The organism is Streptomyces sp. NPDC042100 (assembly GCF_055582325.1).
In genome coordinates, this window is the sequence record NZ_JBVJDK010000002.1 from 415,099 (window position 1) to 433,454 (window position 18,356).

Sequence of the window (18,356 nt, forward strand, 5' to 3'; positions counted from 1 at the left end):
GTCAGCGGGGGCCGAGGGCCGCCGCCAGGGGCACGGTGATCGCCATCGACAGGCCGCCGCCGGGGGTGTCCTCGGCGGTGATGGTGCCGCCCATGGCCTCCACGAAGCCTCGGGCCACCGCGAGGCCGAGGCCCACCCCGGCCCCGCGCGGGGCGTCCCCGTACCGCTGGAAGGGCGCGAAGATGCGGTCCTTGGCGTCGTCCGGGACGCCCGGTCCCCGGTCCACCACCCGGATCTGCACCTGCCCGGCGACGGCGCCCGCGGAGACCAGGACGGGCACGCCGCCGGGGCTGTACTTGACCGCGTTCTCCACGATGTTGGCGACCGCCCGCTCCAGCAGCCCCCGGTCGACGGCGACCATCGGCAGCGTCTCCGGGATGTCGAGCTCGACGCTCCCGTCGGGGACCCCGCCGAGCGCCATCGGCACCACCTCGTCCAGGTCCGTCTCCCGGATCACCGGCGTCACCGTCCCGGTCTCCAGGCGGGACATGTCGAGGAGGTTGCCCACCAGGTGGTCGAGCCGGTCGGCGCCGTCCTCGATGCCCTCCAGGAGCACCGCCCGGTCGGCCTCCGACCACTCCACGTCGTCCGAACGCAGCGAGGTCACCGACGCCTTGATGCCGGCCAGCGGGGTACGCAGGTCGTGGCTGACGGCGGCCAGCAGCGAGGTGCGGATCCGGTTGCCCTCGGCGAGCGCGCGGGCCTCCTCCGCCTGGTCCACCAGCCGCTGCCGCTCCAGCACCACGGCGGTCTGCGCGGCGAAGGCGCCGAGCACCCGGCGGTCCTCGGCGGGCAGCACCCGGCCGGTCAGCACGAGCACCAGCCCGTCGCCGACCGCCATCTCGACGTCCGCGCCCTCGGGCCGTTCCACCGGGGCGGCGCCCACGCAGGTCACCCGGACCCAGGGGGCGGGCTCCCCGGCCCGCTCGAAGAGGGCGACCGACTCCATCGAGAAGGTCTCGCGGAGGCGTTCCAGGAGCGCGTCCAGCCCGGTCTCCCCGCGCAGCACACTGCCCGCGAGGAACGCCAGGGTCTCCGCCTCCGCGCGCAGCCGGGCCGCCTGGTGGGTGCGCCGGGCGGCGAGGCTCACCACCGAGGCGACGGAGGCGCCGACACCGGCGAAGATGCCCAGCGCGACCATGTTCTCCGGGTCGGAGATGGTCAGTTCGCCGATCGGCGGGGTGAAGAAGTAGTTGAGGACGAGCGAGCCGACCGCCGCGGAGGCGAGCGCCGGGAGCAGCCCGCCGAGCAGCGCGGCGGCGACCGTCAGCGACAGGAACAGCAGCACGTCGTTGGCGAACCCCATGCCCGGGACGAGCGCGCCGAGGAGCAGCGCCAGCGGCAGCGGCCCGGCCACGCCGACCAGCCAGCCCCAGACGATCCGGGCCCGGGAGAGCCGGCCGCCGCGTACCCCGGGCAGCCTGCGGCCCTTGGCGACGGCGTCGTGGGTGACGATGTGGACGTCGAGGTCGGGGCCCGACTCGCGGGCGACGACGGCGCTGACGCCGGGGCTGAACACGGACTGCCAGGAGCGGCGGCGGCTGACCCCGAGGACGATCTGGGTGGCGTTGACGCCCCGCGCGAAGGACAGCAGCGCGGCGGGGACGTCGTCGCCGACGACATGGTGGAAGGTGCCGCCCAGGTCCTCCACCAGGGTCCGCTGGACGGCGAGCTCCTTCGGGGAGGCGGAGGTCAGGCCGTCGCTGCGGGAGATGTAGACGGCCAGCACCTCGCCGCCCGCGCCCTTCTCCGCGAGCCGCGCGGCCCGCCGGATCAGGGTGCGCCCCTCCGGGCCGCCGGTGAGCCCGACGACGATCCGCTCCCGGGAGGCCCAGATGGCGGAGACCCGGTGTTCGGTGCGGTACTCCTGGAGGTACTCGTCGACCCGGTCGGCGGTCCACAGCAGGGCCAGCTCCCGCAGTGCGGTCAGGTTGCCGGGCCGGAAGTAGTTGGCCAGGGCCGCGTCGACCTTGTCCGGCTTGTACACGTTGCCGTGCGCCATCCGCCGCCGCAGCGCCTGCGGCGACATGTCGACCAGCTCTATCTGGTCCGCCCGCCGCACCACCTCGTCCGGCACCGTCTCGCGCTGCCGGACCCCCGTGATCGACTCGACCACGTCGCCCAGCGACTCCAGGTGCTGGATGTTCACCGTCGATATGACGTCGATCCCGGCGGCCAGCAGCTCCTCGACGTCCTGCCACCGCTTGGGGTTGCGGGAGCCGGGCACGTTGGTGTGCGGGAGTTCGTCGACGAGGGCGACGGCGGGGCGGCGGGCGAGGACCGCGTCGATGTCCATCTCGGGGAAGACGGTGTCCCGGTACTCGATCTCCCGGCGCGGCACCTGCTCCAGGCCGTGCAGCATCACCTCCGTACGCGGCCGGTCGTGGTGCTCCACGAACGCCACCACGCAGTCCGTGCCCCGCTCCACCCGCCGGTGCCCCTCGGAGAGCATCGCGTACGTCTTGCCGACGCCCGGCGCCGCGCCGAGGTAGATGCGGAGCCTGCCGCGCCTAGCCACGGGCGGGCTCGAAGCGGTAGCCCATGCCGGGCTCCGTGATCAGGTAGCGCGGGTGCGAGGGGTCCGGCTCCAGCTTCCGCCGCAACTGGGCCATGTACACCCGCAGGTAGTTGGTGTTGCCCCGGTAGCCGGCGCCCCAGACCTCCTCCAGGAGGTGCCGCTGGGCGACGAGCCGGCCGGGGTTGCGGACCAGGATGTCGAGCAGGTGCCATTCGGTCGGGGTGAGCCGGACGTCCCGGCCGCCCCGGCGCACCTTGCGGGCCACCAGGTCCACGGTGAAGTCCTCGGTGGCGACGACGGTGACCTCGGTCCCGGGCACCGCCTCCCGGCGGCGGGCGGCGGCCCGCAGCCGGGCGAGCAGCTCGTCCATGCTGAACGGCTTGGTCATGTAGTCGTCGGCGCCCACGTCGAGGGCGTGCACCTTCTCCTCGGAGGCGCTGCGGGCGGAGAGCACGAGGATCGGCACCCGGCTCCAGCCGCGCAGTCCGGCGATGACGTCGAGGCCGTCCATGTCGGGCAGCCCGAGGTCGAGGAGCACGACGTCGGGCCGGCGGTCGGCGGCGAGCCGGAGGGCGGTGGCCCCGTCGGGCGCGGAGTCCACCTCGTACGTCCGTGCCTGGAGGTTGATGACCAGCGCCCGCGCGAGCTGCGGGTCGTCCTCCACGACCAGTACCCGGGTCATCCCGCTGCCTTCCTGTTCACGTCCGCGCGGGCCCGGGGTGCTCTCCCGGGCCCGCGGGGCCTGTCGTGTAACACTCCGGTCAGCCCTTGGCCGCCACGAGCGCCTTGAGGGCGATGTTGAGCTGGAGGACGTTGACCCGGGGCTCGCCGACGAAGCCGAGGATGCGCCCGTCGGTGTGCTCGGCGACCAGCCGCTCGACGGCGGCGACGGGGAGGCCGTTGCGCTCGGCGATCCGGTGGACCTGGAGCTTCGCGTACGCGGGGGAGATGTGCGGGTCGAGGCCGGAGCCGGAGGAGGTGACCGCGTCGGCGGGGACCTCGGAGGGCTTGACCGTGAAGCCCTCGGTGGAGTTGTCCTTGACGACGGCGGCCTTGGCGTCGGTGACCCACTTGATCAGGTCGGCGTTGTCGCCGGAGCGGTTGGTCGCGCCGGACAGGATGATCTTGTACTGGGTGTTGACGCTGTTGGTGCCGAGGCCGTTGGACGGGCGCGGCTGGAACCACTTCAGGTCCGGGCTCGGCGTCTCCTCGCCGTCCTTGAGCGGCAGGTTGTAGGTCTGCCCGATCAGTTCCGAGCCGACGACCTTCCCGCTCGCGTCCTTGATCTCGGAGCCGTTCGCCTTTCCGGGCATGGTCAGTTGGGCGATCCCGGTGACGGCGAGCGGGTAGAGCACGCCGCACACGACCGTGAGGACGAGCAGGGCGCGCAGGCCCGCCCAGAGCAACCGCCCCGCGTTTCCTACCGAGTTGTTCATGATCAGCCGATTCCGGGGATGAGGGAGAGGATCAGGTCGATGAGCTTGATGCCGACGAACGGGGCGACCAGGCCGCCGAGTCCGTACAGGCCGAGGTTGCGGCGGAGCATCTTGTCGGCGCTGGTCGGGCGGTAGCGGACGCCCTTCAGGGCGAGCGGCACGAGGGCGATGATGATCAGCGCGTTGAAGATGACGGCGGACAGGATCGCGGACTGGGGCGAGGACAGCGCCATGATGTTCAGCTTGTCGAGGCCCGGGTAGGCGACGGCGAACATGGCGGGGATGATCGCGAAGTACTTCGCCACGTCGTTGGCGATGGAGAAGGTGGTCAGCGCGCCCCGGGTGATGAGGAGCTGCTTGCCGATCTCGACGATCTCGATGAGCTTGGTCGGGTCGGAGTCGAGGTCGACCATGTTGCCGGCCTCCTTCGCGGCCGACGTGCCGGTGTTCATCGCGACGCCGACGTCCGCCTGGGCGAGGGCCGGGGCGTCGTTGGTGCCGTCGCCGGTCATCGCGACCAGCTTGCCGCCGGCCTGCTCCCGCTTGATGAGGGCCATCTTGTCCTCGGGGGTGGCCTCGGCGAGGAAGTCGTCGACGCCCGCCTCCTGGGCGATGGCCTTGGCGGTCAGCGGGTTGTCGCCGGTGATCATGATGGTCTTGATGCCCATCCGGCGCAGCTCGTCGAAGCGCTCGCGCATCCCCTCCTTGACCACGTCCTTGAGGTGGATGACGCCGAGGACCCGGGCGCCCCTGGCGTCCTGGACGGCCACCAGCAGCGGGGTGCCGCCGGCCTGGGAGATCGCGTCGGTGACCGCCTGCGCGTCCTCGGCGACCTGCCCGCCGTTCTCCTTCACCCAGGCGACGACCGAACCGGTCGCGCCCTTGCGGACCTTGCGCGCCACGCCGTCCTCGGTGAGGTCGACGCCGGACATGCGGGTCTGGGCGGTGAAGGCGATCCACTCGGCGTGGGCGAGCTCGCCCTGGTGCCGCTCGCGCAGCCCGTACTTCTCCTTGGCGAGGACGACGATCGAGCGGCCCTCGGGGGTCTCGTCCGCGAGGGAGGAGAGCTGGGCGGCGTCGGCGACCTCGGCTGCGGTGGTGCCCTTGACCGGGACGAACTCGGCGGCCTGGCGGTTGCCCAGGGTGATGGTGCCGGTCTTGTCGAGCAGCAGGGTCGACACGTCGCCGGCGGCCTCGACGGCGCGGCCGGACATGGCGAGGACGTTGCGCTGCACGAGCCGGTCCATGCCCGCGATGCCGATCGCGGAGAGCAGGGCGCCGATGGTGGTCGGGATGAGGCAGACCAGGAGCGCCGCGAGGACGATCATCGAGGTCTGCTCGTCGGCCCCGGCGTAGATCGCGAAGGGCTTGAGGGTGACGACGGCCAGCAGGAAGACGATGGTGAGGGACGCCAGCAGGATGTTGAGGGCGATCTCGTTGGGGGTCTTCTGCCGGGCGGCGCCCTCGACCAGGTTGATCATGCGGTCGATGAAGGTCTCGCCGGGCTTCGTCGTGATCTTGATGACGACCCGGTCGGACAGCACCTTCGTACCGCCGGTGACGGCCGAGCGGTCGCCGCCGGACTCGCGGATCACGGGCGCGGACTCGCCGGTGATGGCGGACTCGTCGACGGACGCGACGCCCTCGACGACGTCGCCGTCGCCGGGGATGACGTCGCCGGCCTCGCAGACCACCAGGTCGCCGATCCGCAGCTCGGTGCCGGGGACGCGCTCCTCGTTACTGCCGATGATCCGGCGGGCGACGGTGTCGGTCTTGGCCTTGCGCAGGGTGTCGGCCTGCGCCTTGCCCCGGCCCTCGGCGACCGCCTCCGCCAGGTTGGCGAAGATCGTGGTGAGCCAGAGCCAGGCGGTGATCGCCCAGCCGAACCAGTCGCCGGGGTGCGCGATCGCGAGCCCGGTGGTGACCACCGAGCCGACCAGGACCACGAACATGACCGGCGACTTCACCATCACGCGCGGGTCCAGCTTGCGCAGCGCGTCGGGCAGCGACTTCAGCAGCTGCTTCGGGTCGAAGAGCCCGCCGCCGACCCGTCCCGCGCCGGTGCCCGCGCGCGGGGTCGCGGCGTCCTCGTCGTGCGGGGCGCGGGTGGGGGTGAGGGTGCTCATGATGCCAGCCCTTCGGCGAGCGGTCCCAGTGCCAGGGCCGGGAAGTAGGTCAGACCGGTGATGATCATGATCGTGCCGACGAGAAGTCCGGTGAAGAGCGGCTTCTCGGTGCGCAGGGTGCCCGCGGTCTCGGGGACGGGCGTCTGCTCGGCGAGGGAGCCCGCCAGCGCGAGGACGAACACCATCGGGAGGAACCGGCCGAGCAGCATCGCGATGCCGATCGTCGTGTTGAACCACTGGGTGTCGGCGTTCAGGCCCGCGAAGGCGGAGCCGTTGTTGTTCGCGCCGGAGGTGTAGGCGTACAGGATCTCGGAGAAGCCGTGCGCGCCGGAGTTGGTCATGGAGTTCGCCGGCGTCGGCAGGGCCATCGCGAGGGCGGTGAAGGTGAGCACCAGGGCCGGGGTGATCAGGATGTAGCAGGCCGCGTACTTGATCTCGCGGGTGCCGATCTTCTTGCCCAGGTACTCGGGGGTGCGGCCGACCATCAGACCCGCGATGAACACCGCGATGATCGCCATGATCAGCATCCCGTAGAGGCCGGAGCCGACGCCGCCGGGCGCGATCTCGCCGAGCTGCATCCCGAGCATGGTGAGGCCGCCGCCGAAGCCGGTGTACGAGGAGTGGAAGGAGTTCACGGCGCCGGTCGAGGTGAGCGTGGTCGCCACCGCGAAGATCGACGAGCCGGCGATGCCGAAGCGGGTCTCCTTGCCCTCCATCGCGCCGCCCGCGACGTCGAAGGCGGGACCGTGGTGCGCGAACTCGGTCCACATCATAAGGGCGGTGAAGCCGACCCAGATGGTCGCCATGGTGGCGAGGATCGCGTACCCCTGCTTGACCGAGCCGACCATGCGGCCGAAGGTGCGGGTGAGCGCGAAGGGGATGAGGAGGATCAGGTAGATCTCGAAGAGGTTGGAGAGCCCGTTGGGGTTCTCGAAGGGGTGGGAGGAGTTGGCGTTGAAGTAGCCGCCGCCGTTGGTGCCCAGCTCCTTGATGACCTCCTGCGAGGCCACCGCGCCGCCGTTCCACTGCTGGGTGCCGCCCATGAACTGGCCGACCTCGTGGATGCCGGCGAAGTTCTGGATCGCGCCGCAGGCGACGAGGACCAGCGCGCCGACCACCGAGATGGGCAGCAGGATCCGGACGGTGCCGCGGACCAGGTCGGCCCAGAAGTTGCCGAGCTCGCCGGTACGGGACCGGGCGAAGCCGCGCACGAGGGCCACCGCCACGGCGATCCCCACCGCCGCCGAGACGAAGTTCTGCACCGCGAGGCCGCCGGTCTGCACGACGTGGCCCATGGCCTGCTCGCCGTAGTACGACTGCCAGTTGGTGTTGGCGACGAAGGACGCGGCCGTGTTGAAGGCCTGGTCCGGGTCGATGGAGACGAAGCCGAGCGAGCCGGGCAGGGAGCCCTGGAGGCGCTGCAGCAGGTAGAGGAAGAGGACGCTCACCACGGAGAAGGCGAGCACGCCGCGCAGGTACGCGGGCCAGCGCATCTCGGTGTCGGGGTTGGCTCCGATGGCCTTGTAGATCCACTTCTCGGGCTTGAGGTGCTTGTCCGAGGAGTAGACCTTCGCCATGTACTCACCCAGCGGCTTGTACGAGAGGGCGAGGGCGGCCGCCAGGGCGAGGAACTGCAGGACGCCCGCGAGAACAGGAGACATGTCGGGGCTCAGAACCTCTCCGGCTTGACGAGGGCGAGGACCAGATACCCCAGGAGGGCGACGGCGACGATGAGGCCGACGATGTTCTCGGCGTTCACAGCTTCGCCACCCCCTTGGCGATGAAGGCCACCAGCGCGAAGACCGCGATCGTGGTGACCACGAAGGCCACGTCGGCCATCGTGAGCTCCTGACAGAGTGAGCGGATTTATCTGACGAGCCGAGCAAACCTCGTCCGGAACGGGTCACCGCCGCCGTTGACGCCCCCCTAACGCCGCCGGGCTCCCTCTTGACGCATCTTCTACGCCGCTTCCGGACACGACCCGCTCAGGACCGGCCACGAACCGGCCACGAACCGGCCTCGAACCGATCGGGAGCCGTCCGGCACCCGGCCGGACACCCACCGGTCCGGCACCGCCCGGCGCCGGACCGGGCGGGCCGGATCCTCGTCAGAGGGCCGTCAGGGAAGACGCGCCGTCCTTGCCGCCGGAACGGGCGGGGGCTTCGCTGAAGACGGGCGCCGCGACCACCGAGGCCGGGCGCCCCGCTCCCGTTCCCCCCTGACCGCTCCCAGGAGGAGCCATGCCCTCGTCCCTGTCCGGCCGCACCGGCTCCCTCCAGCGGTCCGGCCCCCGGCGCGCCCGGCGCCGCTCCCGCCTCGCCGCCGCGCACGAGGGCGCCACCCCGGCCACCGAGGAACGGGCGGTCCGCCGGCTCGCCCGGCTCGCCGACGGACTCGTCGGCCAGAGCGCCTGAACGGGCCCGCGTTGATCCCGCACCCCGCCCACCGGCCGCCGTCCGCCGCGCGGGCCTTCCTCACCGCCGGGCCCGGCACGGCGGCCCTCGCCGAGCACGTCCTGGCCACCGGGCACGGCCGCTGGTGGAGCGACCGCGCCGAACGCCCCCGGCTCGTGGGCGTCTCCTGCGCCGGGCACACCCTGCTGGCCGGCGACCCGACCGCCGTGCCGCCCGCCGGACTCGCCCCCTTCGCCGGGCAGCACATCGAGGCCCCCGACCGCTTCCTGCCCGCCCTCGGCGCCGCCTTCGAGCGGCTCACCCCCTGGGAGCGGATGCTCTACGTGCACCGCGGCCCGGTGACCGGCCCGCACCCGCCGTGGGGCGTGACCGTGCGCCGCCTGACGCCCGGGGACGCACCGGCCCTCGCCGCCCTCGACCCCGCCATGGCCTGGATCCACGCCGGCTGGAGCGGGCCCGGCGGGCTCGCGGGCTCCGGGCACGGCTGGGCCGCCTTCCGCCGCGACCGGGTCCTCGCCGTGGCCTGCACCCGCTTCGCGGGCACCTCCTACGAGGACGTGGCCTGCGTGACGGCACCCGAGGAACGCCGCCGGCGCCTCGCACTGGCCTGCGTCACGCGCCTCACCGCCGACATCGCGGCCCGCGGCCGGACCGCGAGCTGGTGCTGCTCCCGCGACAACCGGCCGAGCCGGCTCCTCGCCTGGACCGCCGGCTTCCGGCTCGCCCGCGAGTACACGCACTACGCGACCGGGCCCGTCAGCCCGGCGTCAAGGTTGCCGTACGCCGCGTAAACGGTCTGTCAGGACGGCCCGGCGGCTCCGGCCGCCGGGCCTAGCGTCCGGTCCATGAAGTCCATGAAGCCCGCGAAGCCCGCGAAGTCTCCTTACGGGAAGGCTGCCTTGAGGCCGCGTCAGGTCGCGGCCGCCCCCGCCTCCTCCGTCTCCCCCGGCCTCCCCGACGAGCCCCCCGATCCGGCCCCCGCCGCCGCCCGTGACACCACCTGGCCCGGCGAGGCGCGGGCCGCCGCCGGGTGCGCCGGGCTGCTCCTCGCGGCCTGCGTCGGCATCGACGCCGCCGACGGCGGCATGGCCGGCTGGGGCGCGCCGCTCTGGCTCGCCCTGGCCGTCCTCCTCTTCGTCGTCCTCCTGCCCGCCCGGGTGTCCGCCGTCCCCGGGCGCCTGACCGTGCGCGGACTGTGCGCCCGGCGGACCGTGCGCACCGACCGGCTGGTGTCGGTCCGCTGGTCGAACGGGGTCGCCCAGCGGCTCGTCCTGCGGGACCGGTACGGCAACCGCGCCGAGTTCGACCCGGCCGTCCTGGTCGCCAACCCGCCGCTCTGGCACCTCCTCGACACCGACACCCGCGCCTCCCTGCGCGAGGGCACCCTGCTGTGCGGGACCACGGCCCTGGAGCAGCTGAGGCGCCGGATCGACCGGGAGACGGCCCACACGGTCTTCAGGGTCTCCGGGCTCTGAGGACCCTGGAGACCGCGCGGGCGGCGCCGGGCGGGTGGGTGGGCAGGTCAGACCCGCAGCCGCAGTCGGCACACCACCGCGTCCGTGTCCCGGCGCACCGCGTGGGCGACGACGGCGCCCCGCCGGTTCTGCAGCGGCCGCTGCCACAGCCGCTCCGGCTCCGCCTCCGGGACCAGCACCGTCACCCGGACGTCCGGGGCGGCGGCCGTCAGCTCCCGCACGTACGCGCTGACCGGGCGGCCCAGCGAGCGCCGTTCGGAGGTCAGCCGGATGAGCGGCACGCCCGGGTTCCACAGCGCCCAGTCGCGCTCCAGCGCCTCCGTCTGCTCCCGGTCCTCGGGGTCCGCATGGCAGACGGTGACCGCGCGGACCTCGTCGCCGAGCGAGACGGCGGCGGTCAGCGCCTCGCTGGTCAGCCGGGTCAGCGAGGAGACCGGCACCAGGACGAGGGAGCGCGCCCGGTGCGGCGGCGCGGGGATCCGGCCGCCGCCGAGCCGCTCGCCGATCCGGCCGTACGCCCGGTGGACGAGCTCGAACAGGCCGACGAGCAGAGGCAGGGCGATCACGATCAGCCAGGCCCCGTCGTGGAACTTGGTGGCGGTCACCACGACCGCCGAGACGCCGGTGAGCACGGCGCCGAGGCCGTTGAGGGCGGCCCGGCCCCACTGCCGGCGGGCCCGCCAGTGCAGCACCATGCCGGTCTGGGCGATCGTGAAGCCGACGAAGACGCCGATGGCGAAGAGCGGCACCAGGGTGTTGGTGTCGCCGCCGGAGAAGACCAGCAGCGCGGCCGAGACGACGGCCAGCCACACCACCCCGTGCCGGTGCACCTGCCGGTCGGCCTTCAGCCCGAAGACGTGCGGCACGTAGTCGTCCCGCGCGAGCAGCTTCAGCAGCACCGGGAGCCCGCCGAAGGAGGTGTTGGCCGAGAGCGCCAGCAGCAGCATGGTGGCGAACTGCACCACGTAGAAGGCCGCGTTGTGGCCGAAGGAGGCGTCGGCGAGCTGGGCGAGGACGGTGACGCCCTCGACCGGCTGGAGGCCGAAGCGGGAGATCAGCACCGACAGGCCGATCAGCATGACGCCGAGGAGCGCGCCCAGGGCGACCTCGGCGCGCATCGCCCGGCGGGCGGCGGGGGCGCGGAAGGACGGCACGGCGTTGGCGATGGCCTCGACGCCGGTGAGCGCGGAGCAGCCGGAGGCGAAGGCCTTGAGCAGCAGCAGCGCGCCGACGGTGGTGGCGTTGTCGGCGAGCACGGAGGCGTGTCCGGCGGAGGTCGCGGTGGAGACGGGCGCGTCCCGGAAGAGGCCGACGACGACCATGGCGAGGATCGCGCCGACGAACACGGCGGTGGGCACGAGGAAGGCGCGGGCCGAGTCGACGATGCCCCGCAGGTTCACGGCGGTGACGAGGACGAGCACGCCCAGGCAGATCGCCAGCCGGTCCCCGTAGAGCCCGGGGAAGGCGGAGGTGAGCGCGGCGACCCCGGCGGTGACGGCCACGGCGACGTTGAGGACGTAGTCGAGGACGAGCGAGGCGGCGGCGACCAGGCCGGTGCGGCGGCCGAGGTGCGCGCGGGCGACGGCGTAGGAGCCGCCGCCGTCCGGGAAGGCGGCGATGACCTGCCGGTACGAGGCCACCAGCACGGCCAGCAGGCCGGCGATCGCCAGGGTCACCGGGAGGGTGAAGCCGAGCCCGTGGGCGCCGGCGGCGGCGAGGACCAGGACGATGGCCTCGGGCCCGTACGCCACGGACGCCATCGCGTCGAGCGAGAGGGCGGCGAGCCCGGTGACGGCGGTGAGCCGGTGCCGGGCCCCCGTATCGGGAGGCTCCCCGGCACCCCGTACGGCTGAGCTCTCGGTGGTCTGGACGCCCATGCGCGCGTTCCCTTTCACGTTCGGATCCCCACAGGAGTGCCCAGCGTGGGGCGCGCTCGGGCCGGGAAGGCGCGTTCCTCCCGCGCTCTTGACGCCGCGCGGGCGCCTCCTGACGGGATCCTGACGCGCGGGGAGCGGGTAGGGGGTGGGGCGCGGGCGCTACGAGACGAGGAGGACGCCGAGCCAGGCGGCGCCGAGCCCGGCGGCGATGCTGCCCAGGACGTTGGCCGCCGCGTAGCCGCGGGCGCCCGACTCGTACAGCTTCAGCGTCTCGAAGGAGAAGGTGGAGTACGTGCTGAGGGCCCCGCACAGGCCGGTGCCGAGGAGCAGTCCCCAGCGGCTGGAGGCGATCCCGGTGAGGAGGCCGAGGACGAGGGAGCCGACGACGTTGACGGTGAAGGTGCCCCAGGGGAAGACGGAGTCGTGGCGGGCCTGGACGGCCCGGTCGGTGAGGTAGCGCAGGGGCGCGCCGACGGCGGCGCCGAGCACGACGAGCAGCCAGTTCACTCGGGCGGCTCCGGGGACTTCGGGGACTCCTGGTGCTCCTGGTGCTCCTGGTGCTCCTGGTGCTCCGCATGGTCCCGGTCCCGGACGCCGCCCGCGTAGTGCACGACCTCGCAGGCGTCGAGGAAGACGAGTCCGTCCGGAATCAGCCCCTCCAGCCGGGGCAGGAAGGCCCGGATCCGCTCCTCGGTGTCGACCATGAGGACCGCGACCGGCAGGTCCTCGCCGAGCGAGAGCAGCCGGGTGGTGTGGACGAGCGAGGAGCCGCCGAAGCCCTCGATGCCGCGGAAGACCGAGGCGCCGGCGAGACCGGCCGCGTGGGCGCGGTGGACGATCTCGGTGTACAGCGGCCGGTGGTGCCAGGTGTCGCCCTCGCCGACGAGGACCGTCAGGCGCAGGGCGGGACCCTCGGTCCGGGTCATCGCCGCCTCCTCTCGGGCGCGGGGCCGGCGACGGCCCGCGCGGCGGTGACGCCCGCCCACACGGCGGCGAGCGCGGTCAGCGCGGTCAGCGCGAGGTACGAGAGGCCGCGCGCGGCGTCCCCGGCGGCGAGCAGCCGCTGGGTGTCGAGGGAGTAGGTGGAGAAGGTGGTGAAGCCGCCGCAGACGCCGGTGCCCAGGAAGGGGCGCAGCAGGGGGTGCAGCGGGGTGAGGGTCTCGGTGGCGAAGACCATGATCACGCCCAGCAGGGCGCAGCCCGCCGCGTTCACCATGAGGATGGTCCAGGGGAACGCGTCGGCCGGGGTGGGCCAGGCCAGCGTCGCCGCGTACCGGCCGCAGGCGCCGAGCACGCCGCCCGCGGCGACCACGCCGACGACCGGAAGCTGTGCGCGGAATCCCATGGCACCAGCGTAGGCGCTCTCCGGGGACGGCCGGGGCGCGGTCCGGTCCGCGCAGGTCATGACGGGTCCGCGCGGGTGCCGGTGGAGCGAGGCGCACAGGCACGGTCTTCGGCCTGGGGCATTAACCGGAGCCCGGCCCGTGCAGCCTCGTGAAGTGATGGTCCGGGCCCGGCCGCGCGCCGGTCAAAGGCCGTCCGGCGAGTCTGTCAGATCCCCCCGCGGGGTATGGCGGTGGTCCGGCCACCATCAGGCGGCCCAGACGGGTGCCGGGTACACCTCGTCGCGGGGGGTGTCGAAGCGCGACGGTGGAGGGGCAGCTGGAGGGAGCTGCGCAACCGTCGGTCAGGAGTGTCGTGAGTACATCCGTCGCAACCAGGTTCAGGACCGTCGCCGCGCCCCGGGACGCGGCGGAAGAGGACGTGTACGGCGAGTTGTGCGCCGCGCTCTTCTCCGCCTTCCCGCGCCGCGACCAGCGGATCAAGGCCGAGCAGTACCTGCGGGGGCTGCTGACCGCGCAGGGCCGCAAGTCCATCCGCAACATCGCCGCCCAGATCGGCGGTCCGGCGGCGGAGCAGAGCCTGCACCACTTCATCTCCAGCTCGACGTGGGACTGGCGCCCGATGCGGGCGGAGCTGGCCCGGTTCCTGCAGCAGAACAGCGCCCCCCAGGCGTGGGTGGTGCGCCCCATGCCGATACCGAAGGCCGGCGACCACTCGGTCGGTGTCGACCGCCGCTTCGACCCGGAGCGCGGTCAGGTCTTCCGCGGCCAGCAGGCCTTCGGCGTGTGGATGGCCTCGGAGGAGGTCAGCGTCCCCGTCAACTGGCGGCTCTTCCTGCCGGACCCCTGGGTGAAGGACCGCACGCGGCGCGACCGCGCGGAGGTACCGGAGGGCGCGGCGGAGGAGACCCTGGAGGAGTGCGCGGTGAACGCGGCGCTCGACACCGCCCGCTGGCCGGAGGTGACCCGCAAGCCGCTGCTGCTGGACATCCGCGGCGGCGCGGGGCGGGCGGCGCTGCACCGGCTCGCGCTGGCCGGGGTGCCGGTGGTGGCGCGGATCGGCACGAGCTGCCGGCTGACCGTGGCGGACCGCTCGCTGCCGGGCTTCGGCGCGGGCCCGCTGACGGCCCAGCAGATCCTGGAGTCCCTGAAGGGGCTGCGGCGCCCGGTGAGCTGGGTGGACTCGGCGGCCGGGGTGCGCACCTCGCGGACCTCGCTGGCCACGGCGGTACGGGTCACGCTGCCCGTGCCGGCCGGGGAGCGGCAGCGCCCGCTGCTGCTGCTGGGCGAGTGGGACGACCCGCGGCGGGCCCCGGCCCGGCTGTGGATCACCGACCTGACCGGGTCGGCGGTCGGCCCGCTGCTGCGGCTGACGAAACTGTCGCGCCGGGTGGAGCGGGACTTCCGCGCGGTCGGCGAGGGCGCGGGCCTGCGGGACTTCGTGGGCCGCTCGTTCCGCGGCTGGCACCGGCACATCACGCTGGCCTCCGCGGCGCACGCGGCGACGGTCCTGTCCCCCGGCTGGAACACGGCGGCCCCCGCGGCCTTCGTCCCGCTCCAGGGACGCTCGGCGGGCTGATCCGGGGGGGCCGAAGTCCGGGGGCCGAGGGACCGGTGGACCGAGGGGACCGGTGGACCGGTGGACCGAGGGGACCGGTGGACCGGTGGACCGAGGGGACCGGTGGACCGGTGGACCGAGGGGACCGGTGGACCGGTGGCCCCTCGGTCGCCGGGCCTCCGGACCCCTCGGTCCGGACCCCGGACCCCGGGCCCCGGACTTCGGACCCCAGCCTCCGGCCCCCGGACTTCGGGCCCCGGGCCTCCGGGCCCTGGTGCCTCCCGCCCCGTCCGGCGGCCCGGCGACCCCGGGCCCGGGCCGCCGGACGGGAACCGCCCGGGGCGCGGGACGCCCGCGTGAGGCCCGGCGCCCTGGGTGCGGGCCGCCCGGTCAGCTCCCCGGGCGTTCGCAGGGCGGGGACGCGGCGCGGGCGTCGCGGAGTTCGGCGCGCTGGCGGGCCAGGACGTCGCGGGTGCGCTGGAGGCGCAGCGCCAGCTGCACCTCCAGGACGTGGCCGGGCTTCTGCCACTCCGCGCCGAGGAGTTCGCCGATCCGCTCCAGCCGCCGCGAGACCGTGTTCGGGTGCACGTGCAACGCCTCGGCCGCGTTGGTCGGGCTGCCGCCGGAGGCGAAGTACGCCTCCAGGGTGCGGGTCAGGTCGGTGAACCGCTCGGCGTCGTAGTCGAGCACGGGCCCGATCGCCGACTCGATGAAGCCGTCCACGTCGTGGTCGTCGGAGAGCAGCAGCCCGAGGAAGCCGAGGTCCTGCACGGACGCCGCCGCCCCCGAACCGCCCAGCGCGCCCATCGCGTCCAGGCAGCGCATGGCCTCCTGGTAGAGCCGGCTCACGCTGTCCGGGCTCCAGCCGGGCCCGGCGGCGCCCACCGACACGGGATGCCCGAGCAGCGGGGAGAGCTCCCCGGAGACGGCCTTCGCGGCGGCGGAGGCGTCCACCCCGGGCAGCAGCAGCACGATCGCGCCGCCGTGCACGGTCTTCAGGCCGGACACGCGGTACGCGTACGAGGAGGCCCAGACGACCGCGCGGCCCTGCTCGCCGCCCTCGGGGCGGGCCACCACGACGACGTGCGGCTTGCGCAGGTCGAGGCCGAGGCGGCGGGCCCGCTGGGCGATCTGCTGCGGGGAGTGCTGGGTCTCGGCGAGCAGGTCGTCGAGGAGTTCGTCGCGGACCGGGCCCTCGGCGACGGCCGTGGAGCGCTGCATCAGCAGCAGGAACGCGACGGACTGCGCGGCCAGTTCGAGCAGCCGCTCGTCCTCGCCGGTGAGCGGGGTCGCGGCGCGGACGACGAGCACGCCGAGGTCCTCCGAGCCGGCCAGCACGGGAGCGACCCAGGTCTGGTCCCCGTCCTCGTCCCCGGCCCTGTCCCCGGCTCCGATCCCGGCCCTGTCCCCGGCCCCGGCTCCGATCCCGGCCCCGATCCCGTCGCCGTGCCCGCTCCCCGACTCCCCCGCCGGGCCCGGGCCGCCCGGCCCGCCCGGCCCGCTCGCGGTGAGGACCGGGCGGCGGAGCGCATGGGCGTCGAGCGAGGCCTTGGCGACGGCGTCCTCGTCGAGACCGGGCAGTTCCCCGGCCCGCGCGAGGGTCCGGCCGCCCGGGTCGCGGACCAGGACGGCGCCGTCGAGCGCGTCGCCCGCGGCGGTGGCCACGTTGCCCAGGTCGCCGCCGGCGAGGATCAGGCCCATGATGCGGCTGTGCGCCTCGCCGATGTACCTCATCCGGGTGAGCCGGGTGCGGGCCCGGGAGCTGTCCCGTTCGAGCTCGGTGACCTCGGCCCTGGTCTGGTCGAGCAGCCCCGCCTTCTCGGTGGCGACGGCGGCGAGGCCGGCGAGCGCGGCGACCAGGGCGATCTCGTCCCCGGTGTACCGGCGGGCGGCGCGGTCGGCCCCGTAGAGCACGCCGAGGGTGGTGTCGCCGGTGCGCAGCGGCACCGCGAGGACGCCCCGCAGGCCCTCCGCGCGGACCAGGTCGTCCATGGCGGCGGAGTGCGGGAAGCGGGCGTCGGCCAGGTAGTCCTCGGTCCAGGCGGGCTCGCCGAGGGTGTGGACCAGGCCGCCGAGTCCGTCGCCTTCGAAGAGGACGGGGCAGCCGACCGGGTCGAGCGGGGTGAGGGCGCCTTCGGCGCTGTGCAGCAGACGCCCGCCGTGCGGGCCGCGCAGGGTGACGCAGGCCAGGTCGAGGCCGAGGAGGCGCTTGGCCCGGCGGGTGACGATCCGCAGCAGGCCGTCCAGGTCGTACGGGAGGGTCAGGTCCCGGGTGGTGTCGAGGAGGGCGGCGAGGCCCTCCTCGCTCCGCTCGCGGCGGGCGAGGGAGCGGCTGACGTCGGCGGCGAGGTGAACGGCCCTTTCCAGGGCGGCCAGTTCGGCTTCGGGGCGGCCCTCGTCGCGGGCCTGTTCGAGGAGTTCGGCGAACCGGCCCGGCGGAGCCCCGCGGGCCAGCAGCTCCAGCACGGCGAGCGCGTCGGCGCCCCCGCCTCCGTCCGCGCAGTCGTAGGACATGCCTCAACTCCCTCCGCTGGCCGAAATTAATTCGGGCGTCGACGACGGTCAACGGTGAGATCGACCACTTGATTCCCCTTTGGCCCGGGGCCCGCGGCCGCCAGTGCCCCGGAGGCCCGGCCGGCGCCCCTCAGACGAGGCTCCCGGCGAGCCCGGCCAGGGCCGGCTCGGATCTCGGCCGGAGCCAGAGGGCGCTGGACTGGGTGGGTACGCGGGGCAGTGCGGCGTCCCGTACGGCGAGGACCGAGCGGTGCAGCCGGCGCAGCCGCGCGGAGGGCTCCCGGCCGCCGTCGCGCTGGAGCCCGGCGCAGAGCCTGCGGTAGGCCTCCAGGGCGTCCTCGGCGCGCCCCGAGCGGAGCAGGGCGACCATGAACTGTCCGTGCAGCGACTCGTCGGCGGGGTGCCGGGCGGCGAGGACGGCGAGCTCGGGCACCAGCTCGACGTGCCGGCCGAGCCCCAACTGGGCCTCGACCCACTGGTCGAGCACGCTCAGCCGGGAGGCCTCCAGGCGCTCGGTCTCGGCGCGCAGCCGGGGGCCCGCGTCGACGCCCGCGTACGGCTCGCCGCGCCACAGGGCGAGGGCCTCGCCGAGGCGGAGCGCCGCGCGCGGGAGGTCGCCCGCCTCCATGGCCCGGTAGCCGGCGCCGGCGGCGCGCTCGAACTGACGGACGTCGTGGGAACCGCCGCCGGTATCGAGACGGTAGCCGCCGGACTGGGCGGCCAGGACGGTCTCGGCGGTGCGTCCCCCGGTGCCCTCGGAGGCCCGGGGGGCGCCCAGAGGACGGCCGGGCGCGGGAGCGACCCCGGTGAGCGCGGCGCCGATGAGCGCCCGCAGCCCGAAGACGTGCGACTGGAGCTCGGCCCGCGCGGCGCGCGGGGCGCCGGACGGCCAGATCTCCTCCATGAGGACGGCGACCGGGACGACCTGGTCGGCACTGGCCGCGAGCAGGGCCAGCAGTTGTCGGGGCGCGGCGGCGGTCGGGGTGATCGACACCCCGTTCTCGCGTACCGACAGCCCTCCCAGGATCCGGACGTCCACTTTGCCCCCTCAGCGTCTGTGCACGGGATGACCCTCGATGATTAGAAAAGAGACCG

Annotated in this window: 16 protein-coding genes; 4 read left to right on the top strand and 12 right to left on the bottom strand. The window is 74.2% G+C overall.

Annotated elements, in window-relative coordinates; all coding sequences use genetic code 11:
• Position 1: 1 nt before the first annotated feature.
• The 6 genes from ACZ6J5_RS06090 to kdpF all read right to left on the bottom strand — a co-directional run bounded on the left by ACZ6J5_RS06090 (position 2) and on the right by kdpF (position 7,839).
• Positions 2–2,518, bottom strand: a complete 2,517-nt coding sequence (locus tag ACZ6J5_RS06090; RefSeq protein ID WP_469388103.1) for an ATP-binding protein — start codon at positions 2,516–2,518, stop codon at positions 2–4.
• Positions 2,511–3,200: a response regulator gene (locus ACZ6J5_RS06095; protein ID WP_469388105.1), complete on the bottom strand. Its 690-nt coding sequence runs from the start codon at positions 3,198–3,200 to the stop codon at positions 2,511–2,513. Before ACZ6J5_RS06095 ends, ACZ6J5_RS06090 begins: the two co-directional genes overlap by 8 nt.
• Before the next feature lie 79 nt (positions 3,201–3,279).
• Positions 3,280–3,954, bottom strand: coding sequence for a potassium-transporting ATPase subunit C (locus ACZ6J5_RS06100; protein ID WP_469388107.1), 675 nt, complete (start codon positions 3,952–3,954; stop codon positions 3,280–3,282).
• Positions 3,955–3,956: 2 nt separating this feature from the next.
• Complete coding sequence (gene kdpB / locus ACZ6J5_RS06105) at positions 3,957–6,080, bottom strand: potassium-transporting ATPase subunit KdpB (RefSeq protein ID WP_469388109.1); 2,124 nt, start codon at positions 6,078–6,080, stop codon at positions 3,957–3,959.
• On the bottom strand, positions 6,077–7,741 hold the full coding sequence (gene kdpA / locus ACZ6J5_RS06110; RefSeq protein WP_469388111.1) for a potassium-transporting ATPase subunit KdpA: 1,665 nt from the start codon (positions 7,739–7,741) through the stop codon (positions 6,077–6,079). The genes kdpB and kdpA overlap by 4 nt, the downstream gene beginning before the upstream one ends.
• A gap of 8 nt (positions 7,742–7,749) precedes the next feature.
• Entirely contained in the window at positions 7,750–7,839 is a 90-nt protein-coding gene (gene kdpF, locus ACZ6J5_RS06115; RefSeq protein ID WP_063785316.1) for a K(+)-transporting ATPase subunit F, read from the bottom strand.
• 481 nt (positions 7,840–8,320) lie between these two features.
• On the opposite strand from kdpF, the gene ACZ6J5_RS06120 reads away from it, so the two are divergent.
• The 3 genes from ACZ6J5_RS06120 (at position 8,321) to ACZ6J5_RS06130 (ending at position 9,969) form a co-directional block, all read left to right on the top strand.
• Positions 8,321–8,494: a hypothetical protein gene (locus ACZ6J5_RS06120; RefSeq protein WP_469388114.1), complete on the top strand. Its 174-nt coding sequence runs from the start codon at positions 8,321–8,323 to the stop codon at positions 8,492–8,494.
• 11 nt (positions 8,495–8,505) lie between these two features.
• Positions 8,506–9,285 carry a GNAT family N-acetyltransferase gene (locus ACZ6J5_RS06125; protein WP_469388116.1) on the top strand — a complete coding sequence of 260 codons (780 nt, stop codon included), beginning with the start codon at positions 8,506–8,508 and terminating at the stop codon, positions 9,283–9,285.
• A gap of 108 nt (positions 9,286–9,393) precedes the next feature.
• Positions 9,394–9,969 (top strand): hypothetical protein, encoded by a 576-nt coding sequence (locus ACZ6J5_RS06130; RefSeq protein WP_469388118.1) that lies wholly within the window; start codon positions 9,394–9,396, stop codon positions 9,967–9,969.
• A 47-nt stretch (positions 9,970–10,016) separates the two neighbouring features.
• On the opposite strand, the gene ACZ6J5_RS06135 is transcribed toward ACZ6J5_RS06130, so the two are convergent.
• From ACZ6J5_RS06135 to crcB (ACZ6J5_RS06150), 4 genes are all read right to left on the bottom strand, one after another.
• The gene (locus ACZ6J5_RS06135) at positions 10,017–11,846 is read right to left on the bottom strand and encodes an APC family permease (protein ID WP_469388119.1); all 1,830 of its coding nucleotides are present in this window, start codon (positions 11,844–11,846) and stop codon (positions 10,017–10,019) included.
• Positions 11,847–12,005: 159 nt separating this feature from the next.
• Entirely contained in the window at positions 12,006–12,353 is a 348-nt protein-coding gene (gene crcB / locus ACZ6J5_RS06140) for a fluoride efflux transporter CrcB (RefSeq protein ID WP_469388123.1), read from the bottom strand.
• Positions 12,350–12,772 (bottom strand): DUF190 domain-containing protein, encoded by a 423-nt coding sequence (locus ACZ6J5_RS06145; RefSeq protein ID WP_469388124.1) that lies wholly within the window; start codon positions 12,770–12,772, stop codon positions 12,350–12,352. Before ACZ6J5_RS06145 ends, crcB (ACZ6J5_RS06140) begins: the two co-directional genes overlap by 4 nt.
• The gene (gene crcB / locus ACZ6J5_RS06150) at positions 12,769–13,191 is read right to left on the bottom strand and encodes a fluoride efflux transporter CrcB (protein ID WP_469388126.1); all 423 of its coding nucleotides are present in this window, start codon (positions 13,189–13,191) and stop codon (positions 12,769–12,771) included. The genes ACZ6J5_RS06145 and crcB (ACZ6J5_RS06150) overlap by 4 nt, the downstream gene beginning before the upstream one ends.
• A gap of 353 nt (positions 13,192–13,544) precedes the next feature.
• On the opposite strand from crcB (ACZ6J5_RS06150), the gene ACZ6J5_RS06155 reads away from it, so the two are divergent.
• The gene (locus tag ACZ6J5_RS06155) at positions 13,545–14,768 is read left to right on the top strand and encodes an IS701 family transposase (protein WP_469388129.1); all 1,224 of its coding nucleotides are present in this window, start codon (positions 13,545–13,547) and stop codon (positions 14,766–14,768) included.
• A gap of 369 nt (positions 14,769–15,137) precedes the next feature.
• Here ACZ6J5_RS06155 and ACZ6J5_RS06160 read toward each other — a convergent pair whose 3' ends face one another.
• Complete coding sequence (locus tag ACZ6J5_RS06160) at positions 15,138–17,261, bottom strand: helix-turn-helix domain-containing protein (protein ID WP_469388131.1); 2,124 nt, start codon at positions 17,259–17,261, stop codon at positions 15,138–15,140.
• Positions 17,262–17,391: 130 nt separating this feature from the next.
• On the bottom strand, positions 17,392–18,300 hold the full coding sequence (locus tag ACZ6J5_RS06165; RefSeq protein WP_469388133.1) for an AfsR/SARP family transcriptional regulator: 909 nt from the start codon (positions 18,298–18,300) through the stop codon (positions 17,392–17,394).
• Positions 18,301–18,356: the final 56 nt, after the last annotated feature.

Coding starts and splice junctions, on each gene's coding strand:
- ACZ6J5_RS06160 (WP_469388131.1), bottom strand. CDS start 17,261: ATGTCCTACGACTGCGCGGACGGAGGCGGGGGCGCCGACGCGCTCGCC.
- ACZ6J5_RS06135 (WP_469388119.1), bottom strand. CDS start 11,846: ATGGGCGTCCAGACCACCGAGAGCTCAGCCGTACGGGGTGCCGGGGAG.
- crcB (WP_469388126.1), bottom strand. CDS start 13,191: ATGGGATTCCGCGCACAGCTTCCGGTCGTCGGCGTGGTCGCCGCGGGC.
- kdpA (WP_469388111.1), bottom strand. CDS start 7,741: ATGTCTCCTGTTCTCGCGGGCGTCCTGCAGTTCCTCGCCCTGGCGGCC.
- kdpB (WP_469388109.1), bottom strand. CDS start 6,080: ATGAGCACCCTCACCCCCACCCGCGCCCCGCACGACGAGGACGCCGCG.
- ACZ6J5_RS06145 (WP_469388124.1), bottom strand. CDS start 12,772: ATGACCCGGACCGAGGGTCCCGCCCTGCGCCTGACGGTCCTCGTCGGC.
- ACZ6J5_RS06100 (WP_469388107.1), bottom strand. CDS start 3,954: ATGAACAACTCGGTAGGAAACGCGGGGCGGTTGCTCTGGGCGGGCCTG.
- ACZ6J5_RS06120 (WP_469388114.1), top strand. CDS start 8,321: ATGCCCTCGTCCCTGTCCGGCCGCACCGGCTCCCTCCAGCGGTCCGGC.
- ACZ6J5_RS06095 (WP_469388105.1), bottom strand. CDS start 3,200: ATGACCCGGGTACTGGTCGTGGAGGACGACCCGCAGCTCGCGCGGGCG.